Consider the following 387-nt stretch of genomic DNA (forward strand, 5'->3'; position numbering starts at 1 on the left):
GGCCTCAACACGATTTTACGTCACTTAAAAAACTCAGGCCGCAGCCGGTAACCTCGCGCATACAGCCGGGCAGTGACGTCATCGTCTGCGCGGAAATGGACGAACAGTGGGGCTATGTCGGGGCTAAATCGCGCCAGCGCTGGCTGTTTTACGCGTATGACAGGCTCCGGAAGACGGTTGTTGCGCACGTATTCGGTGAACGCACTATGGCGACGCTGGGGCGTCTTATGAGCCTGCTGTCACCCTTTGACGTGGTGATATGGATGACGGATGGCTGGCCGCTGTATGAATCCCGCCTGAAGGGAAAGCTGCACGTAATCAGCAAGCGTTACACTCAGCGAATTGAGCGGCATAACCTGAATCTGAGACAACATCTGGCAAGGCTGG

The 387-nt window shown here is 56.1% G+C and carries 1 pseudogene; it reads left to right on the forward strand.

Annotation, left to right across the window (positions count from 1 at the left end):
- Window positions 1–387: pseudogene (locus tag D7W81_RS41770) on the forward strand (IS1 family transposase); the annotation flags it as partial.

Origin of the sequence: Corallococcus aberystwythensis (assembly GCF_003612165.1) — a bacterium.
Taxonomy (GTDB): Bacteria; Myxococcota; Myxococcia; order Myxococcales; family Myxococcaceae; genus Corallococcus; species Corallococcus aberystwythensis.